Annotated in this window: 11 protein-coding genes; 6 read left to right on the forward strand and 5 right to left on the reverse strand. The window is 64.8% G+C overall.

Features of this window, described 5'->3' with window-relative positions; all coding sequences use genetic code 11:
• The first annotated feature begins 36 nt into the window (after positions 1–36).
• From AC1RGE_RS02890 to msrA, 3 genes are read left to right on the forward strand one after another with little or no spacing between them, the layout of a single operon-like run.
• Positions 37–2,109 carry an ATP-binding cassette domain-containing protein gene (locus AC1RGE_RS02890; protein ID WP_492583291.1) on the forward strand — a complete coding sequence of 691 codons (2,073 nt, stop codon included), beginning with the start codon at positions 37–39 and terminating at the stop codon, positions 2,107–2,109.
• A complete protein-coding gene (locus AC1RGE_RS02895) occupies positions 2,106–3,161 on the forward strand; it encodes an ABC transporter substrate-binding protein (RefSeq protein WP_492583293.1) in 1,056 nt (351 codons plus the stop codon). Before AC1RGE_RS02890 ends, AC1RGE_RS02895 begins: the two co-directional genes overlap by 4 nt.
• A complete protein-coding gene (msrA, locus tag AC1RGE_RS02900) occupies positions 3,158–3,622 on the forward strand; it encodes a peptide-methionine (S)-S-oxide reductase MsrA (RefSeq protein WP_217438425.1) in 465 nt (154 codons plus the stop codon). Before AC1RGE_RS02895 ends, msrA begins: the two co-directional genes overlap by 4 nt.
• Before the next feature lie 581 nt (positions 3,623–4,203).
• Here msrA and AC1RGE_RS02905 read toward each other — a convergent pair.
• The 4 genes from AC1RGE_RS02905 to AC1RGE_RS02920 form a co-directional block, all read right to left on the reverse strand.
• Entirely contained in the window at positions 4,204–4,572 is a 369-nt protein-coding gene (locus tag AC1RGE_RS02905; RefSeq protein WP_103407947.1) for a VOC family protein, read from the reverse strand.
• 366 nt (positions 4,573–4,938) lie between these two features.
• Positions 4,939–6,357 (reverse strand): efflux transporter outer membrane subunit, encoded by a 1,419-nt coding sequence (locus AC1RGE_RS02910; RefSeq protein WP_492583295.1) that lies wholly within the window; start codon positions 6,355–6,357, stop codon positions 4,939–4,941.
• Entirely contained in the window at positions 6,341–7,507 is a 1,167-nt protein-coding gene (locus AC1RGE_RS02915) for an efflux RND transporter periplasmic adaptor subunit (protein ID WP_492583297.1), read from the reverse strand. Before AC1RGE_RS02915 ends, AC1RGE_RS02910 begins: the two co-directional genes overlap by 17 nt.
• Positions 7,497–10,718 (reverse strand): efflux RND transporter permease subunit, encoded by a 3,222-nt coding sequence (locus AC1RGE_RS02920; RefSeq protein ID WP_492583299.1) that lies wholly within the window; start codon positions 10,716–10,718, stop codon positions 7,497–7,499. Before AC1RGE_RS02920 ends, AC1RGE_RS02915 begins: the two co-directional genes overlap by 11 nt.
• A 229-nt stretch (positions 10,719–10,947) precedes the next feature.
• On the opposite strand from AC1RGE_RS02920, the gene AC1RGE_RS02925 reads away from it, so the two are divergent.
• The 3 genes from AC1RGE_RS02925 (at position 10,948) to AC1RGE_RS02935 (ending at position 12,937) form a co-directional block, all read left to right on the forward strand.
• Entirely contained in the window at positions 10,948–11,352 is a 405-nt protein-coding gene (locus AC1RGE_RS02925; protein WP_210456826.1) for a PA0061/PA0062 family lipoprotein, read from the forward strand.
• Positions 11,353–11,386: 34 nt separating this feature from the next.
• Positions 11,387–11,797, forward strand: coding sequence for a PA0061/PA0062 family lipoprotein (locus tag AC1RGE_RS02930; protein WP_015635291.1), 411 nt, complete (start codon positions 11,387–11,389; stop codon positions 11,795–11,797).
• A gap of 123 nt (positions 11,798–11,920) precedes the next feature.
• The gene (locus tag AC1RGE_RS02935) at positions 11,921–12,937 is read left to right on the forward strand and encodes a PDDEXK nuclease domain-containing protein (protein ID WP_185021764.1); all 1,017 of its coding nucleotides are present in this window, start codon (positions 11,921–11,923) and stop codon (positions 12,935–12,937) included.
• A 75-nt stretch (positions 12,938–13,012) separates the two neighbouring features.
• Here the strand turns inward: AC1RGE_RS02935 and AC1RGE_RS02940 are convergent, their stop codons facing one another.
• On the reverse strand, positions 13,013–13,384 hold the full coding sequence (locus AC1RGE_RS02940) for a YkvA family protein (protein WP_225368752.1): 372 nt from the start codon (positions 13,382–13,384) through the stop codon (positions 13,013–13,015).
• Positions 13,385–13,525 lie beyond the last annotated feature (141 nt).

The following is a 13,525-nucleotide window of genomic DNA, read 5'->3' on the forward strand; positions in this document are numbered from 1 at the left end:
GGCTACGCCATCCCGCGCCCGGCGTCAGGAGTTCCCGTGTCTGCCGTTCACCCCCAAGAGGCCTTTGCCGTCCCAGCCTCCGTCAGCCCGCCCGCGGATAACGCCGACGTGGTGCTGGAATTGCGCCACCTGACCAAGCACTACGCCCGCCGCCGTGGCCAGTCCGCTCCGCCTGCGGTTGAGCAGGTCAGCCTCAAGGTGCGCCGTGGCGAAGTGCTGTGCCTGATGGGCACCTCCGGCAGCGGCAAGTCCACCTTGCTGCGCCATATCAACCGGTTGATCGAGCCCAGCAGCGGCGAGGTGCTGATCGACGGTTCGGCCATCAGCCAGCTTTCGGCCAGGGAACTGCGAACCCTGCGTTCGCGGCGCATCGGCATGGTGTTCCAGCACTTCGGCCTGCTGCCCCATCGCAGCGTGCGCGACAACGTCGCCTTGCCCCTGGAACTGCGCGGCGAACCCGAGGCCCTGCGCCACGCCGCGGCCGACGTGCAATTGCAAGCCATGGGCCTGGAAGGCTGGGGCGAGCACTATCCCCATGAGCTGTCTGGCGGCATGCAGCAGCGGGTCGGCCTGGCCCGGGCCCTGGTCAGCGAGCCGGACATCCTGCTGATGGACGAACCCTTCAGCGCCCTGGACCCGACCATCCGCCGCGACCTGCAAAGCCACTTTCTGCAGCTGGTGCGCGAGCGCGGCATCACCACCTTGCTGGTGACCCACGACCCGGCGGAAGCCCTGCGCCTGGCGGACCGCATCGCCGTGCTGCGCCACGGCCAGCTGATTCAGGTCGGCACGCCCGAGGAATTGCTGAAGCAGCCGGCGGATGCCGAAGTGGCGGACTTCTTCCAGGACCACGGCGCCCGCAGCGCCACGCCGGTGGCGACGATTGCCCCGCGCAAGAGCGCGACGACCCCGGCGCCGGTCAACCCCGGACTGTCCTTTGCCCAGGCCCTGCTGTTGGGGCCCGCCGCCCTGGCCGCCAGCGGTCGCGGTGGCCTGTACTGGCTGGGCTTCGCCCTGGAACTGGGGGCGGCCGCAGCCTTGGGGCAGGGGCTAGCCACGGCCAGTTTCGCCTGGGCCGCCCTGGCGCTCATCGGCTTGCTGCTCAGCCGCCTGTTGAGCCTGGCCCTGGCCCGCCGCCCCAGCCGCCTGGGGCGCTCGGACTGGCGTCTGCCGTGGCTGGTGTTGCTGCTGTCCCAGGCCCTGGTGCTGTGGCGGGTGTTGGCCACCGATGCCTCTGGCCCCTGGCTGCAATTTCCCGCCGACCGGCAAGTGCTGCTGGGCACCGCCGCGGCCATCGATCAACTGATTGCCTGGTCCCAGGTGACGTTCGAAAGCACCTTCGTCGGCGTGATAGTCGCCGTGCGCACGGTGATCGAAAGCATCGAAAGCCTGCTGGGCTGGCTGCCCTGGCCGGTGCCGGCCCTGGCCCTGGTGCTGCTGGCCTGGCGCAGCGCCGGCGCCGCCCTGGCCCTGACCAGCGCCGCGGCCTTGCTCTACATCGGCCTGTTCGGCTTCTGGGAACGGACCATCGCCACCCTGGCCCTGGTGGGCTCCTCGGTGCTGATCTCGCTGTTGATCGGCGTACCCGCCGGCATCCTCCTGGCCAAGCGCGCCCTGGCCCGGCGCCTGATCACTCCGCTCCTGGACGTGATGCAGACCTTGCCCACCTTCGTGTACCTGATCCCGGCGGTGGCGTTCTTCTCGGTGGGCAAGACCCCGGCGGTGATCGCCACGGTGATCTTCGCCCTGGCGCCGATGATCCGCCTCACCGCCCTGGGGATTCAGGAAGTGCCCAAGACCGCCGTCGAAGCGGCCCTGGCCCACGGCGCCACGCCGTGGCAGATCCTGACCAAGGTCGAACTGCCCCTGGCTGCGGGCTCCTTGCTGCTGGGGATCAACCAGACCCTGGTGATGAGCCTGTCGATGGTGGTGGTGGCGGCGCTGATCGGCGCCGGTGGCCTGGGCTACGACGTGATGACCGCGCTGCGCAACATCAAGGGTGGCGAGGGCATGTTGGCCGGCGCCGCGATCGTGTTCTGCGCGCTGATTCCCGACCGCATCATTCAAGCGACCCTGCGCCAGCGGGATCGCACATTGCATCAATCATGAGGTGTCCCTTGAACAAGTCGTTTACCCGTACCCTTGGCGCCGCCGCGCTGTTGTTGGGTTTGTCCCTGCCGGTGCTGGCCAAGGACAAGATCGTCATTGGCGAGCAGAACTGGACCGGCGCCATCGCCATCCAGAACATCCTTGGCGAAGTGATCAAGAGCCGCCTTGACGGCGAGGTTTCCTACCTCGCCGGTGACGTGCCGGTGCTGTTCGCCGCCGCTGCGAAGGGCGACGGCTCGGTGGACGTGCTGACCGATATCTGGCTGCCCAACCAGTCCGCCGCCTGGGCCAAATACGTCACCGGCGGCACCCGCTCGCTGGTGCCCAACAAGCAGCCGTACCTGGGGGTTCAGGGCTTCTACATCCCCGGCTACCTGCAAGACAAATACGGCGTGAAGTCGGTCTACGACCTGCAAAAGCCCGAAGTGGCGAAACTCTTCGAACCCCTGGGCGGCGGCAAGGCGCAACTGCTGGTGGGCCCGGCGGGCTGGGAATCGACCTACATCGGCGAGATCAAGGCCAAGGATTTCGGCTTTGCCGACAAATTCGAATCGGTGTCCACCGAAGCCTCGGTGACCTACGCCAAGCTCGCCGCCGCCTACAAGGCCCAGCGCGGCGTGGTGTTCTACGCCTACACCCCGGACTGGATCTTCTCCGCCTTCGACCTGCGCCGCCTGGATGAACCGGCGTTCGACGGCTACGCCCAGGACAACAAGAAGGGCGACCCGCTGTACAAGGCCGACGGCTGCTGGAAATTCATCAGCCCCACGGTGGATGCCGACTGGCTGAGCAAGAGCAAGATCACCTGCGCCTACCCGGATGCCCGGGTGTATGTCCTGGCGTCCACCGCCCTGCAAAAACGCGCACCGCGAATTGCCGCGTTCCTGGAGAACTTCAGCATCGAACCTCAGGCCCTGAACGACCTGATTCTCAAGATCGAAAAGGAACAGCAACCGGCGGTGCAGGCGGCCAAGGAATGGGTCGCGGCCCATCCGCAGATCGTTGATGGCTGGCTGGGTGCCAGCGGCGAGAAAGTGGGAGTGGCGCAATGAGTGGGGCGCCGGTGAACAGCCTCGAACAGGCGACCTTCGGCGCCGGTTGTTTCTGGGGCGCGGAAGCCGCGTTTCGGGCGCTGCCTGGGGTCGTGGACAGCCGCGTCGGCTACGCCGTGGAAGCGGCGGACGAAGCCTTGCAGATAGAAGTGGTGCAGGTGGATTTCGACCCGCAGGTGCTGGCGTATACACGCCTGATCGAACACTTCTGGGATCTGCATGATCCGACCTCGGTGGATCGCCAGGGCGAGCATGGCGGGGTGAAATATCGCTCGGCGATCTTCCACACCAACGCCGCGCAAGCCGAACAGGCGAGGGCGGCCAAGACCGCCCTGCAAGACTCCGGACGCCTCAACAAACCCGTGGCCACGGTGATCGTGCCCCTGGGCCGCTTCGACCTGGCGGATGAAGCGCACCAGCGTTACCTGGAGAAGAATGGCCTGAGCAGTTGCCACATCTGATCGTTTGCAGGTACGCAGGCTGTAGGAGCTGGCTTGCCGGCGAAGAGGCCCGTGAGCCATGCATCGTCTGGGCGGACGCCGTCGCTGGCAAGCCAGCTCCTACACGGTGGGACGGTACACACCGCTCCACCTTCAGGTCGGCCGGCAGGCCGCCACCCGGGCATTGATTACTTTGGGCTGGGCCGGCATTCCGGCATTTCCAAAGGGAGTCGCTGTCAGAGCGAACCCCTAAGCGGCCGTGACCACAGCAACGGATATGTACACCACCGCGGTAAAAAAGAAACGCAACAACGGATGTGTATTTCGAACCTCCCTGACGACCTCTATATCATCCCTTAAAATAAATTAGAGGGTGTCGTCACAAGACTCAAAAAACATTGATGGTTGGTCTATCCAGTTAGACGGCCAGCGTGTCGTGGCACTTGCAAGCCATCGGCGGCACGATATCTAGATTAATTTGTGGAACTCTCTGAAGCTTCATTTATCTAGCCGTTCACCGTCAGAGGAACTGATGGTGAAGCAATACTTCTGCTCAGATATTTGTATTGCCCTCTGGGCTATCAAAGCTTGTGGGCATGAGATTAAGCAGGCATCTGGGCAGAAAAACATAGTTTGTTTTTATCCAAATCTCTCGCATACGCTGAAAAGTATGGTCCCCGTTGGCCGGGTTTACCCTCGCAGGTACCGCCTAATTCAATCACCTTTTCATGAAAGCTTTTTACTTTTTCTACAGAGTCAACATTAAAACCAATCATCGTGCCATTTCCATTTGTTGCAGGCTCCTTGTTAAAGGGAGTTGCTAGCGCAAATGAGAAATTGCTGCTTTGCCAGTAAGTCATTCTGTCTGTTGATATCACGTACTTGAGTTCTGTTTTCTCAAAGAGTGCATTGTAGAACTCAATTGCGGCCTCCATGTTATTTGTGCCTAGGACGCAGTAGTTGACTCTCATAATTTAATATCTCGTATTTGTAGCAGGGGTTAGTACTCATGATTAGCATGTTAAAGCTGCTCATTGTCGTCATTATGCTGCAGGGCAGTGACAGTTTCCGTCAGGATTGATCGATACGCACAACAAGGGTAGGCCGCTGAGTTTAGGGAAATCCTACGTTAAGCCGGCTCGGCTTAGGTGCGTGTCATGCCCTTGCAACTCATCGGCGCCACGATATCTCCGACAATGTGTGGAGTTTGCTGAAACCGCATTTAGCCGGCCGCGAAGGTACCAGGGGAGGACGAGCCAAGGTTCACCAACACCGTATTGTGGGTTTGCGCGCCGGGGCACCTTGGAGAGACCCGCCAGGCGATCATGTTTCAGGTTTCAAACTCCACCTTTCCACCCCCCACCCAACGCCACCACCAACCCCACACTGGCCTGCAACTCCCTTGTCTGCACCGCCTGCAACCCCCGTTGTGCCTGCAAGGCTGCAGTCTGTGCTGTCACTACATCCAGATAGCTGACGGCCCCCGCCTGATAGCTGTTCATCGCCAAGGTCTGCGTGTGCTCGGCAGCATTCACCGCCGCCTGTTGGTCCAGCGCTTCCTGGTGCAAATCCCGCAGTTGCCCCAGGTTATCCTCCACCTCGCGCACCGCCCGCAGCACTTGCCCACGGTAATGGGCGGCGGCCTCTTCGAACTCGGCGTGGGCCTGGCGCTCATTGGCGCTCAGCCGGCCGCCGTCAAAAATCGGCAGGTTCACCAACGGCCCCAGGGCCCAATAACGATTGCCCGCCGCCAGCAGGTTGCCCACGCCCTGGGTCTGGCCACCGAGCATTCCGGTCAGGCTGAAATCCGGGTACCAGGCGGCGCGGGCGATGCCGATGCCGGCATTGGCGGCGTAGACCCGGCGTTCGGCGGCGGCAATGTCCGGCCGACGTTGCAGCAGGGGGCTGGGCAGTTGCTGGGGAATGCCCGGCAGGCTCAGCAGTTGCGTCGAGGGCGCCAGGTGGAACTGGCTGGCCGGCTCCCCCACCAGTTCACCGATGGCGTGTTCGGTGAGGTTGCGCTGGGCCCGCACTTCGTCCAGTTCCGCTTCGGCGCTGGCCAGTTGGCTCTGGGCCCGGGTCAGGTCCAGTTCCGAGGCGATCTGCCCTTGATAACGGTCGCGGGTCAGTTGCAGGGCCTGGGCGTAATCCTCCAGGGAGTGGCTGAGGATGCGGCTCTGGGCGTCCAGGCCATTGAGTTGCACATACAGGCTCGCCAGCTGTTTTTGCAGGCTCAGGCGCGCGGCTGCCAGATCATCCCCGGAGGCCTGGGCCTGGGCATCTCCGGCAGCCGCTTGATTGCGAATCCGCCCCCAGAGGTCGAGGTCCAAGCGCAGGGCAAAACCGGCGGTGTTGCTGTTGTATACCGAAGGCTGGGTGCTGCCGCGTAGCGGGCGGTTGTCCGACTGACGCTGGCGCAACGGTTGGGCGCTGGCGCTGATCTGCGGGAACAGCCCGGCCTGCAGCTGGCTGGCGTAGGCCTGGGCGCCGTCATAGTGAGCCAAGGCCGCGGCGAGGTCCGGGTTGGCCTGGAGCAGACGCTGTTGCAGGTCGTTGAGACGCGGGTCCTGGTACAACAGCCACCATTGCTCGGCGATCATCTGGGGCGTGGCGGCCGGGTGCCAGGGGCCGTCGGCGTTCTGTTCGCGATACTGCGCCGGCAGGTCGATGGGCGGCACCTGGTAGTGGGGCGCCAGGGAGCAGCCGTGCAGGGCCAGCAACAGCAGGGCGGCGAGGGGCTTAAGCCTTGGGCGCATGTTCGCCTCCCGCGTCCGCCAGTTGCACCAGGTCACCTTCGCGCAGGGCGTCCGGCGGGTTGTCGATGACCTGGTCGGTCGCTTGCAGGCCCTGGTCGATCACCAGCCGTTCCCCCAGGTCCAGGCCGATATGGATGCTGCGCAGGTGCACGTGGCGGGAACGGTCGATCACCGCCACCTGGGTGCCCTGGGCGCGGAAGATCAGGGCGCTGGCGGGGATGCTCACACCGTGGGTGTCGGCAGGGATGGCCAGTGTGGCTTCGGCATAGTCGCCGGGCATCAGCGCGCCGTCCGGGTTGGCGGCGACGAACTGTGCCAGCAGGGTGCCGGAGCGTGGGTCGATGGCGGTGGAGTCGCCCAGCAGTTGCGCGCTGAAGTGCTGGCCAGGGTGCTCGGGCACGGTCAGCTGCGCTTGCAGACCAGGGTGGATCACGCTGGCGTAGTTCTGCGGAATCGGCACGTAGAGCCGCAGTTTGTGGGTGTCCGCCAGGTCGAACAGCTCCGGGTCGCTGTCGTTGTCGGCCTTGATCAACTGGCCGATATCGGTGTGGCGGGCGGTGATGGTGCCGGCGAACGGCGCACGAATGGTCTTGTAGTCCTCCAGCGCCGAGAGCCGCGCATAGTCGGCGGCGGCCGCCTCGGCATTGGCTTTGGCGGCGGCTGCGTTGGAGGTCTTTTCATCGGCTTCCTGGCGCGATACCGAGTGGCTGGCCAAGAGGTTCTGCCAGCGCTCGGCGGTGGTCTGGGCCAGCCGGGCATTGGCTTGCTGCTGGGTCATCCGCGCCCGGGCCTGGGCCACTTGCTGGTCCAGGTCGGGGCTGTCGATATGGGCCAGTACCTGCCCGGCGGCCACGTGGGTGCCTATGTCCTGGGTCCAGTCCTTGAGGTAGCCGCTGACCCGGGCATGGATCGGCGCCTTGCTCCAGGCTTCCAGGTGCGCCGGCAGGCGCAGGGTGTCGCCCAGCACGTTGTGCTGCGGCTGGAACACCAGCACTTGCGGCACGGCGGCGGTTTCGGTCCAGGCAACGACGGCCCGTTCATGCCGGGTGCGCGCGGCCAGGCCGCTGGCCACCAGCAGGGCAGCCAGGCTCAGGCCGCCGATGCCCAGCAGCATCAGGCGTTTGCGCGAAGGGGTGTGATCAGGCGACATGGGTGTTTTCTCCAGCAACAGCGGATTGGGGACGGCGGCCGTGGACCAGGCTGAAGACCACGGGGACAAAGATCAGGGTGGCCACGGTGGCGAGCAACAGCCCGCCGATCACCGCGCGGCCCAGTGGGGCGTTCTGCTCTTCGGAAAGGGCCAGGGGCAGCATGCCGATGATCATCGCCAGGGCGGTCATGCACACCGGGCGAAAGCGCGTGTAGCCGGCTTCCAGGGCAGCCTTGAGGGCATCGCCGTGTTCCGCCAGGCGCTCGCGGCAGAAACTCACCACCAGGATCGAGTTGGCGGTGGCCACCCCCATGCACAGGATGGCTCCGGTCAGCGCCGGCACCGACAGCGAGGTGCCGCTCAAGAACAGCATCCACACGATTCCGGCCAGGGCCGCTGGCAACGCGGTGATGATCACGAACGGATCGACCCAGTACTGGATGTTGACCACGATCAGCAGGTAGATCAGCACCACCGCCCCCAGCAGGCCCAGGCTCAGGCCGCTGAAGGCTTCATGCAGGGCATCGATCTGCCCGTGCAGGCTGACCGTGGCGCCCTTGGGCCGCAGGGCCGCGGCGTCGTCCAGAACCTTTTGCATGTCGTGGGCCACGGCGCCCAGGTCGCGGCCCTGGACGTTGGCGTACAGGTCCAGTGTGGGCTGGATGTTGTAGTGGCTGACCACCGCCGGGCTCTCGACCCGGGAGATGTCCGCCAGGCCGCCGAGGATCTGCGACTGGCCGTTGCTGCCGGTGACCGGCAGCGCCTCCAGGGCCGGCAGGCTGTCCAGGCGGTACTGCGGGGTGGCGGCGACGATGGAATAGGACACGCCGTTCTTCGGGTTGAGCCAGAAGGTCGGCGCCACCTGGGAACTGCCGGCCAAGGAGGCCACCATGCTGTTGGTCACGTCGCGCTCGGTGATGCCCAGGCCGTTGGCCCGCAGGCGGTCGACCTTGACCTGCAGCGACGGGTAGCCGGTGGACTGCTGGATCCGCAGGTCGGCAATGCCCGGCACATGTTGCAGGCGCCGTTGCAGTTCCAGGGCGTAGGCACGGTTGGCCGCGTCGTTGGGCCCGGAGATTTTCACGTCCAGCGGGGCCGGGGCGCCGAAGTTGAGGATCTGGCTGCTGATGTCCGCCGGGAGGAAGGCGAACTGGCTGCCGGGGAAACTTTCCGGCAGGGCTTCACGCAGCTTTTTCTCCAGGTCGGCGCTGGGGGCGTGGCCGGGTTTGAGGGTGACCTGGATATCACCGTCCTGGGGGCCGATGGTGCCGCTGTTGCTGTAGGCCATGTCGATGCCGCTCAAGGGGATGCCGATGTTGTCGATGATGCTGTCCAGTTGCTCGGCCGGGATCACCTCGCGAATGCGCGCTTCGATGCGGTCGAAGGCCGCCGCGCTTTCCTCGATCCGCGTGCCCAGGGGCAGGCGCACGTGCAGGGCCAGAGCGCCGGCGTCGGTGGCGGGGAAGAAGTCCTGGCCCAGGCTCGGCAGCAGGGCGAAGGAGGCCAGCACGCAGGCCAAGAAGCCGAGGATGAAGGTCTTGCGTCGGCCCAGGGCCAGGTGCAACAGGCCGTGGTAGGTGTCGCGCACGCTGGAGAAACGCGCCTCGAAACCCTGTTGAAAGGCCAATAGCCCGCGCACCAGGGCATTGCGCGGCTTGGCATGCTGTTCGCCTTCGTGGTGGTTGATGAAGGCATCTTCCGGGTGGTGCCCCGGACCTGCTTCCGGCGTATGGGGCTTGAGCAGGTACATGGCCAGGGTGGGCACCAGGGTCCGCGAGAGGATGAACGAGCTGGCCATGGCGAAGATCACCGCCAGGGCCATGGGCCGGAACAGGTAGCCGGCGATGCCCTGCAACAGGAACATCGGCACGAAGACGATGCAGATGCACAGCAGCGAGACGAAGGCCGGGCCGACGATCTGCTTGGCGCCGTCGAGGATGGCCTGCTTGACCGCCTTGCCCTGTTCCAGGTGCCAGTTGATGTTCTCGATGGTCACGGTGGCGTCGTCCACCAGGATCCCCACCGCCAGGGCCAGGCCGCCCAGGGTCATCACATTCAGGGTCTGGCCGCTGAGCGCCAGCAGGGCAATGGCCGAGAGCACCGCCAGGGGAATCGAGGCGGCGATGATCAGTGTGGAGCGCCAGCTGCCGAGGAACAGCAGGATCATCGCGCTGGTCAGCAGGGCGGCGATGATGCCTTCCTGGGCCACGCTGCCCACCGACTGCTTGACGAACACCGAGGCGTCCCCCAGCAGTGAGGTCTTCAGCGCTGGCGGCAGGGTCTCATTGATGCGCGGCAGCATCTGGCGGATGCCGTCGACGATCGACAGGGTGGAGATGTTGCCGTTCTTCAGGGCCGGCATCAGCACCGCGCGGCGTCCGTCGACCCGCACGATGTTGGTCTGCGGCGGCGAGCCGTCGCGCACGTGGGCCACCTGGCCGATGGTGATCAGCGCGCCGTCCACGGTCTTGATCGGCAGGTCGTTGAGCTCCTCGATGGCGGTCGGGCTGTTGTTCAGCAGCACCGTGTATTCATCGCTGCCCAGCTTGGCGGTGCCCACCGGGATGATCTGGTTCTGCGCCGCCAGGGCATTGCCCACGTCCTGGGCCGACAGGCCCTTGGCGGCCAGGGCTTGCGGGTCCAGGTCGAGGGTGATCTGGCGCTGCTTGCCGCCCATGGGGGTGGGCATGGCCAGGCCGGGCAGGGAGCTCAGGGGCAGGCGGATGTTGTTCTGCACCAGGTCGCGGATCTTCGCCTCCGACAGGGTCGGGCTGGAAAACGCCATCTGCAGGATCGGCACCGTCGAGGCGCTGTAGTTGAGGATCAGCGGCGGGGTGATGCCCGGCGGCATCTGCTTGAGCACGGTTTGTGACACCGCGGTCACCTGGGCGTTGGCCGTGCGGATATCGACCCCGGGCTGGAAGAAGATCTTGACGATGCCCATGCCCGGCAGCGACTGCGACTCGATGTGCTCGATGTCGTTGACCGTGGTGCTCAGGGAGCGCTCGTAGGTGTAGATCACCCGCCCGGCCATGGCATCCGGCGACAGGCCGTTGTATTGCCAGACCACCGCCACCACCGGGATGCCGATATCGGGGAACACGTCGGTGGGGGTACGCAGGGCCGCCAGGGGCCCGATGATGCAGATGAATATCGCCAGCACGATGAACGTGTAGGGCTTGAGCAGTGCGGTCTTGACCAGCCCGAGCATGCCGAAAACCTCCGAGGGAGTGGGGTTGCAAACCTCGGCAGCCTGCAGCGACCCACCTAACACGCGGCTTTCAGCCAGGTGAAGGAAGTTTTAGGTAAGGCCTGTATTTCCTTTCATGTGGATTCATTTGTTCTCGCACCGAGGCCTCGACAAGCTTGGTGGCCATCGGTGCAGGGGATTTTTCCGGGCTTGCGCCGCACTCATGACTGTCATTTGCGAGGTTGCTTCCATGTCCCTCAAACCCTTGTTGCTGCTGCCGGGCCTGGGCCTGGTGTGCCTGCTTTCGGCCTGTGCCGGGCCGCTGCCCAAGGCCGATCCTCAGCAGGCCTGGATCGATCTTGCTCCGGAGTCGCCCAACGACTTGCTGGCCGATAGCGTCGATGGCAAGCGCCTGAACGATGGCCGCTACTTCCAGGTCAGCCCCGGCCAGCACCGCTTGCGGATGGCCTTGCTGCAAGGGGCCAACGGCAACTCGGCGCAACCCGACTGCCTGGGGCGCCTGGACTATGCCGGGTTCCAGGCGGGGGGCCATTACCGACTGGTGGAGTCCAGCCAGGGCCAGGACGTCAGCGCCGAGCTGCTGGACGCCCAGGGCCGGCAGGTGGCCCAGAGCCGGCCGTTCAGTTGCCTGTAGGGCTTTTTTTTTTCCATTGCCAAGGTAGATTTTCATGACACTCAAACCGCTGCTGCTGATACCCGTCCTGGGCCTCGCGTGCCTGCTCGGCGCTTGCGCCGGGCCCATGCCCCGGCCCGATCCCAGCGAGGCCTGGATCGGCCTGCAGGAAGAGGCGCCCAACGACCTGATGGCCGAACGGGTGGACGGGCAGAAGATCGACGATGGTCGCTATTTCCAGGTCAAGCCCGGTGCTCACCGCCTGGACGTGACCCTGTTTGAAGAAAACGTCGGCGACTCCAACCAGCAAGACTGCGACGGCCACATCAGCTACGGCGGCTTCAAGGCCGGGGAGCATTACACACTGGTGGAGTCGAGCCTGGGGAACGAGGTGTCGGCGCGCCTGTATGACGCCAAGGGCAAGCAGGTAGCCAGTACCCACGACTTCAATTGCATGCCCGGCTGATGGGGCTGTTTACCGCGCTCAAACAAGGACATTTCGCTCACCACAAAGAGACGGGCCTGACTTCAGGCCCATGGCGAGCCACGGGATGATAAGGGCCTGTCTCCCAGCAAGCGGGCGTGCGTCATGAAGCAAGAGGCTGAAGCGGCGATCTCTTCCACCGAAGTGGCATTTGGCGAAGTGGCGCAAATGATCACCGCCGCGCGGCAGCGGGCAGTGCGCGCGGTGAATACTGAACTGGTGGAGCTGTATTGGCAGGTCGGGGCCTATATCAGCCGCAAGATCGAGGCGGCGGAGTGGGGTGATGGCGTGGTCCGGCAATTGGCGGATTACCTGGCGCGGCAGCAGCCGGGCCTGCGGGGTTTTACCCGGGCAAACCTGTTTCGCATGCGCCAGTTTTATGAGGCCTATCGTGCTGACGAGAAAGTCGCACCACTGGTGCGACAATTGTCCTGGAGTCACCATCTGGTGGTGATGGGGCAGAGTAAAGGGCCCAGTGAACGTGAGTTCTACCTGCGCTTGGCGGTCCAGGAACAATGGTCACGCAGAGAACTGGAACGGCAGATCAAATCCGCGCTGTTCGAACGCACGCTGACCCGCCCGGCCAATGCCTCGGCAACCTTGAAGCAGGCCCGTCCCGAGGCCCTGAAGGTCTTCAAGGATGCCTACATGGTGGAGTTTCTCGGCCTGGCCCAGGGGCATGACGAAGCCGACCTGCACCAGGGGCTGGTGCGCCAACTCAAGGATTTCCTGATCGAGATGGGGCGCGACTTCTGCTTTGTCGCTTCAGGCTATCCGCTGCAGGTCGGCGGGCGCGATTTCGCCCTGGACCTGCTGCTGTTCCATCGTGGGTTGAATTGCCTGGTGGCCGTTGAGCTCAAGGTCGGGCGCTTCGAGCCGGAGTACCTGGGCAAGCTGGACTTCTACCTGGAGGCCCTGGATCGCCAGGTGCGCAAGCCCCACGAGAATCCGGCCCTGGGTGTTCTGCTCTGCGCCAGCAAGCATGACGAGGTGGTGGAATATGCCCTCAACCGTTCCCTGTCGCCGGCGCTGATCGCCGAGTACCGGACCCAGTTGCCGGACAAGCAACTGCTGCAGGCCAAGCTGCAGGAGTTCTATGCCCTGGACACCCAGGCGCGGTGAGTCGGGTGGCCATGGTGTCGGGAGCGCTGCACTGCCTTGGTGAGTCGAATGCCCAGCCTGGCGCCGACCTCTGGCTCATTCCGACTCGCTGCCGAACCAGTCGGCCAGGCGTGCGCTGGCTTGTTCCCGGACCTCGGCGTTGATGTGGGCGGCCACTGTCACCACTGAGCCGGTCAACAGGCCGAGGTCATCGACGTACCCGGCCCCGGGGATCAGGTCGGGGATGATGTCCAGCGGCAGCACGAAGTAACCCAGGGCGGCATAGATGGTGGTCTTGGCCCAGATCGGGGTTTGCGGCCGTTGCGCGGCGTAGTAGAGCCATAGGGCTTTCTGGATCAAGGCCCGGCCGATGCGCGAGGCGTAGCGGCCGATCTTGCGCCAGAAACAGAGTTCAAGGGACTGGGCGGTGGACATGGCGCACTCCTGGGGGACATGGGTCCAGGTCATGGTCGCCACCCGAGCGCTGGACCGGCAGAGGCCAATATTTCCCCGGTCGTTCTCAGCGTAGGAGCCGGCTTGCCTGCGAAAGGGCCGGACCAGGCGCCGTGAATCTTGCGTCAGGACAGGGGCGCCTGTGAGGACGCCTTC

It is taken from the genome of Pseudomonas sp. GW823-FHT02C05, from assembly GCF_058797595.1.